This is a genomic window from Citrobacter sp. Igbk 16 (assembly GCF_028069755.1).
GTDB lineage: Bacteria > Pseudomonadota > Gammaproteobacteria > Enterobacterales > Enterobacteriaceae > Citrobacter.
Window position 1 is genome coordinate 1 of record NZ_JANEWJ010000057.1, and the last position, 7,805, is coordinate 7,805.

At 49.9% G+C, this 7,805-nt stretch carries 7 protein-coding genes; 1 reads left to right on the forward strand and 6 read right to left on the reverse strand.

Annotated features, from left to right (window positions below):
• Positions 1-231: 231 nt before the first annotated feature.
• Positions 232-660 carry a universal stress protein UspC gene (gene uspC / locus NNO03_RS22145; RefSeq protein WP_271442713.1) on the forward strand — a complete coding sequence of 143 codons (429 nt, stop codon included), beginning with the start codon at positions 232-234 and terminating at the stop codon, positions 658-660.
• On the opposite strand, the gene otsA is transcribed toward uspC, so the two are convergent.
• The 6 genes from otsA to NNO03_RS22175 form a co-directional block, all read right to left on the reverse strand.
• Positions 661-2,082, reverse strand: a complete 1,422-nt coding sequence (gene otsA, locus NNO03_RS22150; protein WP_271450578.1) for an alpha,alpha-trehalose-phosphate synthase — start codon at positions 2,080-2,082, stop codon at positions 661-663.
• Complete coding sequence (gene otsB, locus NNO03_RS22155) at positions 2,057-2,860, reverse strand: trehalose-phosphatase (protein WP_271450579.1); 804 nt, start codon at positions 2,858-2,860, stop codon at positions 2,057-2,059. The genes otsA and otsB overlap by 26 nt, the downstream gene beginning before the upstream one ends.
• A gap of 175 nt (positions 2,861-3,035) precedes the next feature.
• Positions 3,036-4,022 (reverse strand): arabinose ABC transporter permease AraH, encoded by a 987-nt coding sequence (araH, locus tag NNO03_RS22160; protein ID WP_271450580.1) that lies wholly within the window; start codon positions 4,020-4,022, stop codon positions 3,036-3,038.
• A 14-nt stretch (positions 4,023-4,036) separates the two neighbouring features.
• Positions 4,037-5,551, reverse strand: a complete 1,515-nt coding sequence (gene araG / locus NNO03_RS22165) for an L-arabinose ABC transporter ATP-binding protein AraG (RefSeq protein ID WP_271442709.1) — start codon at positions 5,549-5,551, stop codon at positions 4,037-4,039.
• A gap of 104 nt (positions 5,552-5,655) precedes the next feature.
• Positions 5,656-6,645, reverse strand: coding sequence for an arabinose ABC transporter substrate-binding protein (locus NNO03_RS22170; protein ID WP_005127705.1), 990 nt, complete (start codon positions 6,643-6,645; stop codon positions 5,656-5,658).
• A 318-nt stretch (positions 6,646-6,963) separates the two neighbouring features.
• Complete coding sequence (locus NNO03_RS22175; RefSeq protein ID WP_271442708.1) at positions 6,964-7,521, reverse strand: DJ-1/PfpI family protein; 558 nt, start codon at positions 7,519-7,521, stop codon at positions 6,964-6,966.
• Positions 7,522-7,805 lie beyond the last annotated feature (284 nt).

The following is a 7,805-nucleotide window of genomic DNA, read 5'->3' on the forward strand; positions in this document are numbered from 1 at the left end:
GTTAATGGATGTGTACTTTTTATTAACAGATTGTTTTTATTAGAGAGGAGTTTAACTTAAATCAACCGAACGAATTTACAGCTTATATGAAGTGATTATTCTATTTATAAGAATAATTAATGAATAATCATGATGACATTCACACAATTACCATACGAAACGTAGCACTATGGTGGTATACGATTAAAACTGAAGAGTTCTCTCATAATTCATGAACAAAAGGAGCGAGTTATGAGCTATGCGCACATTCTTGTCGCTGTTGCCGCTACCCCCGAAAGCCACCAGCTGTTAGCAAAGGCGGTTTCAATCGCTCGCCCTGTCAACGCCCGCATTAGTCTGATAACCCTGGTCTCAGATCCCGAACTGTATAACCAGTTTGCCGCCCCAATGCTGGAAGATCTGCGTGAAGTGATGCAAGAAGAAACCCAGAATTTTATCGATCAGTTAAGCAAAGAAGCGCAGTACCCTATTGAGCACACGTTTATTACCTACGGCGCATTGAACGAACACATTCTGGATATATGCCGCAAGCACGCGGTTGATCTGGTGATTTATGGCAACCATAACCACAGTTTCTTTTCGCGAGCTTCCTGCTCAGCGAAAAGCGTTGTCAGCGCAAGCCAGGTTGATGTGTTGCTGGTGCCGCTTGCGGGCGATTAATCACCCCAGTTTGCTGCAGGCTGTCTGCGAGTCAGGCGACAGATTTTCCGTATGACGCGATGCGACGTTCTTCAGATCGTAAATGAATCTCGCCTGCCAGTTATTGATATCATTTTTAACGATAGTCTGCAGCATTGCGGCATGACGTGAAATACGTTCGGCAAGTGGCATCGTCAGAGCCTGGTTTAATGCGCCTGCGACATCATCCCGATCATAAGGGTTTACAATGAGTGCAGAAGTCAGCTCATTCGCTGCTCCGGCAAACTGCGACAGCACTAGGACACCAGGATTGGCAGGGTCTTGTGCGGCGATATACTCCTTTGCTACCAGATTCATGCCATCGCGCAGTGGCGTCACCAGTCCGACATCAGAGTAGCGAAAGACCTTCATCAGTAATTTACGGTCAAAATACTGATTCAGGTAGTACAGCGGTGTCCAGCCCAGTTGCCCGTATTTACCATTGATCCGCCCGGCCTCGGTCTCTAACTGGTGACGAATATCCTGATAAGCCTGAACTTCCTCACGCGAAGTCGGTGCTATCTGCGTATAACGAATCTTACCGTGATGCTGTGGAAACTGTTCCAACAGCGCCTCATAGGCCTGAAAACGTTCCGGCAGGCCTTTGGAGTAATCCAGCCGCTCAACAGAAAAGATATTTTTCACATTTTTAAGTTCTGCTTTTAACTGTGCCAGTTTCGGCGGTAGCGGTCCTGATGCTTGCCGTGCTATCTCCTCAGGTGCAATACCAATAGGATAAACTTCCGTGCGGAACGCTTTCCCCCAGGCCAGATGCTGTTTCTCACTGAGCGTAGTTACCTGAGTTTGCGCCGCCAGACAGTCAAGAAAGGCCTGGCGATCGTTGTCGGTTTGAAAGCCCAATAAATCAAAGTCACACAGTTGCTCAAGTAGCGCCTGATGTGGCGGCAACGCATTGAAAATTTCGGGTGTTGGAAAAGGAATATGCAGAAAAAAACCGATGCGATTATTCACACCACGTTTGCGTAGCTCGCAGGCAAAAGGTAACAAGTGATAATCGTGAACCCAGATAATATCGTCATCACTAAGCAGTGGCAGCAGCTTATCAACCAGTAAGGCATTAACCCGCTGGTAGCCTTCCCAGGCACTACGCTGAAACTGTACCAGGTCCAGTCGATAATGGAACGCAGGCCACAACACGGCATTCGAAAACTGGCAGTAATACTCTTCGTAATCCTGTTCGCTCAGATTAAACGATGCCCAGGTGATGTTGCCACGGGTAACTTTTTTTAATGGCTGCTCCCCATTGCCTGTATCACCGCTCCAGCCGAACCACAGGCCGCCAGCAGCCTTCAGTGCGCCCAGTACACCTACAGCAAGACCGCCAGCGCTGCCTTTGTCATCCGGTGAGGCAATGCGGTTAGATACTACGACTAAACGACTCATAGCCACCTCTCCTGTCATTCGTTGCGTCTTGTTCCTGCTGCGGACAGTTGATGTGTTCCAGCCAATGCCAGACGTCTCTGACGGCAGCCAGACGCCATGTAGCCTGAGTCTCCCCGCTTCCCACTTTTACCGAGATACCGCTGGCGCGATTGACCACAGCAAAACCTGTTTCATCGGTCAGATCATCCCCCACAAAAACAGGTGTCCGTCCGACAAACGGTGCTTCCTGCAGAAATGCCGCAATTGCGTCTCCTTTATTGGTGTCCTGAGATTTGATTTCCACAACACACTTTCCGGGCTGTAATGCCAGTTGTGGCCAGATATGGGTAATACGTTCAGCCAACGCCAGCAGAGCGGCCTCATGTTCAGGCGCCTGCCGGTAGTGCAGAGCGAAAGCCATGCCTTTTGTTTCAAGCGTGGTCCCAGGTAACGTCGCCAGCGCCGCATGCAATAACGCCCCCGCTTCGCGCTCAACCGCCGCAGGCAAATGCACAATATGGGTTTGACCATTGATGTCACGGCGTTCTGCCCCATGCACCCCGGCGAGCGGGAAACGATAAGGGTTGGTGAGTGCGTCAAGCTCTGCCATTGAGCGCCCTGAAATCAATGCCAGAGCACCCGCATTTTGCGTGGCCAGGCGATGTAATAACTGCAGAATTGTCTGTGGAACTACAACCTGATCAGGATGCGGTTTGATTTCAGCCAGTGTTCCATCGAGATCGAAAAAATAAGCACAATTTGTGGGATGCTCAGGGGGTAAGGTTAGCGATGCTGTCACCCGATTCTCCTCCTCGTCATGGTCTGTACGCCGCGCGGATCGCGCCGTATATAGGATGTATGACGGGTATAAGTATAGACAGTGTGACCGTGCTCGCCATTTAGAAAAACAATCGCCAGCCGGGTAGCGGCTGGCGATATGCAGAAGCTAGACTAAAAAGTTGGGATTTGAATCATCAAACAGTACGCTTAGCTTTTTGTTTGTAGCGGTCGAAGATCACTGCCGCCAGCAGGATCAAACCTCGCACCACATACTGTGCGAATGGCGAGATATTCAGCAGGTTCATCGCATTCTCGACCGTCCCCAAAATTAACACCCCTGCGACGACATATGAGATTTTTCCGATGCCGCCTTTGAGCGAAACGCCGCCTAACACACAGGCAGAAATCACGATCAGCTCATAACCAATAGAGGTCATCGGTTGGCCGCTGGTCATACGTGATGCCAGGATAATCCCCGCAACGGCGGATACCAGACCGGAAAGAATGAAGATAATAATCTTCGTGCGAACGACCGGCACCCCAGCCAGACGTGCAGCTTCCTCATTGCCCCCAATCGCCAACGTATTGCGACCAAACGTGGTTTTATTCAACAGCAGGCCAAAAACAATAAAGCAGCCCACGGTTAACCAGATCGGTGCAGGCAGCCCTAACCAGTTGGCATAGCCAAGCGTAAAGAATCGTTCGTCTTCGATACCCACCGCTTTACCGTCGGAGATAATGTAGGCCAGACCGCGAACAATTTGCATGGTAGCGAGCGTCGTGATCAGCGCGTTAATTTTTAAACGCGCGATCACGAAACCATTCACCAGACCGCACAGAACACCGAGCAACAACCCAGCCGCCACGCCAATCCACAGGCTTTCGGTCATATTAATGACCACTGCAGTCGTCACCCCTGCGCAAGCAATAACGGACGCTACCGAGAGATCAAAATCGCCGGATGCCAGGCAAAATAACATCCCGCACGCCACCATACCCGACATAGATACCGCCAGACCCAGCCCCTTCATATTGATGAAAGTCGCAAAGTTCGGCACAAAAATAGCGCAAACCAGGAACAACACGGCAAATACCACCAGCATCCCGTATTGATCCCAAATTCGGCCAAAATTTAACGCCGACTTCGCAGCGCCTGAACCCGATGTAGAAACGGAAGACATCATATTCTCCTTATTCAGGCGACTGCCTGGCTGACTTTAGGCATAGCAAGGCTCAGCGCCTGGCGTTCATCCGCCTGTTCATGAAGTAATTCACCTGCGATCTCACCTTCTCTCATCACCACAATGCGGTCGGCGACGCCAAGAACTTCCGGCAGGTCACTGGAGGCAAACAGCACGGCAACACCGCGCGCAGCCAGGGCATAAATCACGTTATAAATTTCATGCTTCGCGCCAACATCAATGCCGCGGGTAGGCTCGTCCAACAAAATTACTTTCATCTCTTCCGATAACCAGCGCCCCAGTATGGCCTTTTGCTGATTACCGCCAGAGAGGTTCATGATCAGTTGCTCTGCACCCGGCGTTTTGATGTTGAGTGAGCGGATATGATGGTCAGCATTGGTCTCTTCCCAGCCGTTGTTGATCAGACATCCCCCCGTGACATGTTTACGGCGCGCACTAATATTGATGTTGTTGCGTACCGAATGGACCGGGATAATCCCTTCGGCCTTGCGATCCTCCGGACACAGCATCATGCCTGCTTCAATGGCGTGACTGGGTTTGCGGATTTCTATCGCTTGTTCGTCAATAAACACCTGACCTTGTGTGATGCGCGTGCCGCCGAACAGACCTTTCATTAATTCGCTACGTCCGGCACCCACCAGGCCGAACAGTCCGACGATTTCGCCGCTACGTACCGATAAGCTGATCGGGGTGCGCACGCCTGGGGCTTTTACCTCATGCAAACGCAGACGCTCCGCACCGTAAGGTCTGGCCTTCCAGCCGTAGATGTCCCCAAGATCACGCCCCACCATCGCCTGGACCAGTGCGTCGTGATCAACCTGCTGCATGTCCGTAAACGTTTTGACGTACTGGCCATCCTTAAACACGGTTATGGCATCGCTCAGCGCGAAAATCTCCTCCATACGGTGCGAAACGTACAGAATGATGCGGCCCTCGTTGCGTAGCTCACGAATCACGCGAAACAGATTTTCAATCTCCCTGGCGGAAAGAGAGCTGGTGGGTTCATCAAAAGCGATAATTTTGGCGTTACGCGCCAGCGCCTTAGCAATCTCCACCATTTGCCACTGACCGATGGAGAGATATTTCAATGGAGTATCAGGATCGATATCCATCCCCAGATGTTTTAACTGCAGGCCCGCTTCGTAGTTCAACAGCGAGCGGTTCACAATCCCACCCTTATGCGGAAGCTGCCCTAAGTAAATGTTCTCGGCGACGGTCATTTCCGGCACCAGATGCAGTTCCTGGTAAATAATGGCGACACCGGCGTTCAGCGCAGTGGTTGTGTCCGCAAACGAAACCTCCTGTCCGTGGATCGCTATAGATCCCGTGGTTGGCGCGTAGTTTCCGCTGAGAATTTTTAATAATGTTGATTTCCCGGCGCCATTTTCACCCATCAGTGCATGCACCTGCCCGGCATAACAGTCGAAACTGATATCCGTTAGCGCTTTTACGCCAGGGAAGGTTTTGCCAATGCCGCGAAATGAGAGATACGGGGTAGACTGTTGCATAACGTCTCCGTGGATCTAAACGGTTGCCGGATGGCGGCGTAGCCTTATCCAGCCTACAAAGGGCGTTTTTGTAGGCCGGATAAGATCGTTTTACGGCAGTTGCGTTATTTGCCGCCTAAGCCTTTTTTCGCCAGTTCTTCTTTGAAGTTGTCGCGAGTAATCAGCACCACATCGGTAACTTCAGTAAACACCGGCGGTTCTGCGCCTTTGGTGACCCAGTTGTAGAGCATTTCGCTGGATTTATAACCGTGAACGTCCGGGCTAGGCAGCAGTGAACCGTAGAATCCGGTGGCTTCCGCTTTGGAGAGTTCGCTAATGGCATCAACACCGTTAATACCGATACCAATAACGTTTGCTGCTTTAAACCCCTGCCCTTCGGTAGCACGCACGCCACCCAGCACAGTGTTGTCGTTCATCCCGACAATCAGCCAGTGTTTAACTTCAGGATGTTGAACCAGCATGGAGTTTGCGGCGTCGAATGCGCCAGGGATATCATTTGATTTGGTTGGGACCTGGTAGATCTGTTTTTCCGGGAAGCCTGCAGCTTTAAGCGCTTCCATCGAACCCGATGTACGACGGCGCGCGGTATCCAGTTCGTTGGCGGTAATCGCCATTACAGCGGAAGATTTCACATCCCAGCCACGTTTCTGCATCTCTTTGTACAGTTCCTGGCCCTGGCGTTCACCAATTTTGGTTGCTGCCATCATCACCAATGGCACGGTATCCATAGGCTTACCTTTCGCATTGGCGAACTGATCGTCAACCGCGATGACTTTCATGTCATAGCCACGCGCTTTTGCCATAATAGCAGGCCCGAGTTTCGGGTCCGGCGTACAAATTACAAATCCTTTTGCACCACTTGCCGCCAGGCTGTCGATAGCATTCAGGGTTTTCTCTCCGTCTGGAACGGCGATTTTAATAACTTCAAACCCAAGGTCTTTACCGGCTTTATCTGCAAACTTCCACTCCGTCTGGAACCAGGGTTCTTCCGGTTGTTTGACCAGAAAACCGAGCTTCATGGATTCAGCGATAGCGGATTGTGACATAATGGCGGCCAGACCGATGGCCGCCAGCGCTTTAGTGAATTTGTGCATGGTTAACTCCAGCTTTAACGTTCTTTTATGTAGGGTAAAATCAAACGATTTTTTGTAATCCGGACGTAAAACAAAGCATTACCTTTTACTGATAAGATCAATGCCAGTGCTGAGAGTAGTTTTAGCGGGAAATTTATTCTCCATAAGAGAGCGGCATCACACCCTAGAATTACAGTAGTTGCGTACATAAATTCAGCGGGAAATGACATAAAAAAACACAATTTTCAGAATAGGAAAAATAAGAAATAGCAGATTAATCCATAACCTCAGCCAGTGAATCCTTGTTCCCGAATATCGAAACATCCGGGAGTCCAATGATTACCAAGGGTAATAAATATGGTCAGCGTGATCGCGAACAGGAATATCGTCTTCTAACAGACGTGCAGAAAGCGTAAACGCAAAATCAAAAATATGGCCCAGTCCTTTGCCACTGATAAGATTTCCATCTTCAACAACAGGCGCGTCGACATACTCGCCGTCGGTGATGGTTTGCCACAGCTCACCTGAACACACGTAGCGCCGGCCTTTCAGTAACCCATTACCCGCCAGCACCCGCGCGGCTGCCGAACAAACCGGGCAAATCAGTTTTCCTGCATCGTCATGGCGAGAGATAAACTGGACAACTGCAGCACTGGCGGCAAGATTTACGCTACCCTGTGGTCCCCCTGGCAACACGATCGCATCGTAGAAAGCATCCCGACGGGCCTCCAGCGTACTGTCGGTCACCATTGGCACGTCATGATAGCTCACCACCGCACGGGACTCTGCGCAGGCCAGCGTCTCAACCTCAATTTGCAGGCGACGTAGAATATCAATAGTCACAATGGCTTCAGCCTCTTCAAAACCGGGGGCCAGCAACACCGCCACTTTTTTCATATACAACTCCTCGATTAATCCACCGATATCCAACAACAAATGCCGAATAATTCATTCCGTTAAATTTATTAAAACTGATCTGGCGCAAGAAATTAGGTTGAAGATAATTTTCAGGCACATCACTTCACCGGATAATTCCCATAAAAACCAACAGTGATAATCACCAGACGTCATAGAATACTGCGGCATGAAATTTAATTTTGAGACTTGAAACAGCATTTCATTATCTTTATTTTACATAAATACATTATAAATCATCTAATTACATTCACACACATTATATA

Coding starts and splice junctions, on each gene's coding strand:
- NNO03_RS22170 (WP_005127705.1), bottom strand. CDS start 6,645: ATGCACAAATTCACTAAAGCGCTGGCGGCCATCGGTCTGGCCGCCATT.
- NNO03_RS22175 (WP_271442708.1), bottom strand. CDS start 7,521: ATGAAAAAAGTGGCGGTGTTGCTGGCCCCCGGTTTTGAAGAGGCTGAA.
- uspC (WP_271442713.1), top strand. CDS start 232: ATGAGCTATGCGCACATTCTTGTCGCTGTTGCCGCTACCCCCGAAAGC.
- otsA (WP_271450578.1), bottom strand. CDS start 2,082: ATGAGTCGTTTAGTCGTAGTATCTAACCGCATTGCCTCACCGGATGAC.
- araH (WP_271450580.1), bottom strand. CDS start 4,022: ATGTCTTCCGTTTCTACATCGGGTTCAGGCGCTGCGAAGTCGGCGTTA.
- araG (WP_271442709.1), bottom strand. CDS start 5,551: ATGCAACAGTCTACCCCGTATCTCTCATTTCGCGGCATTGGCAAAACC.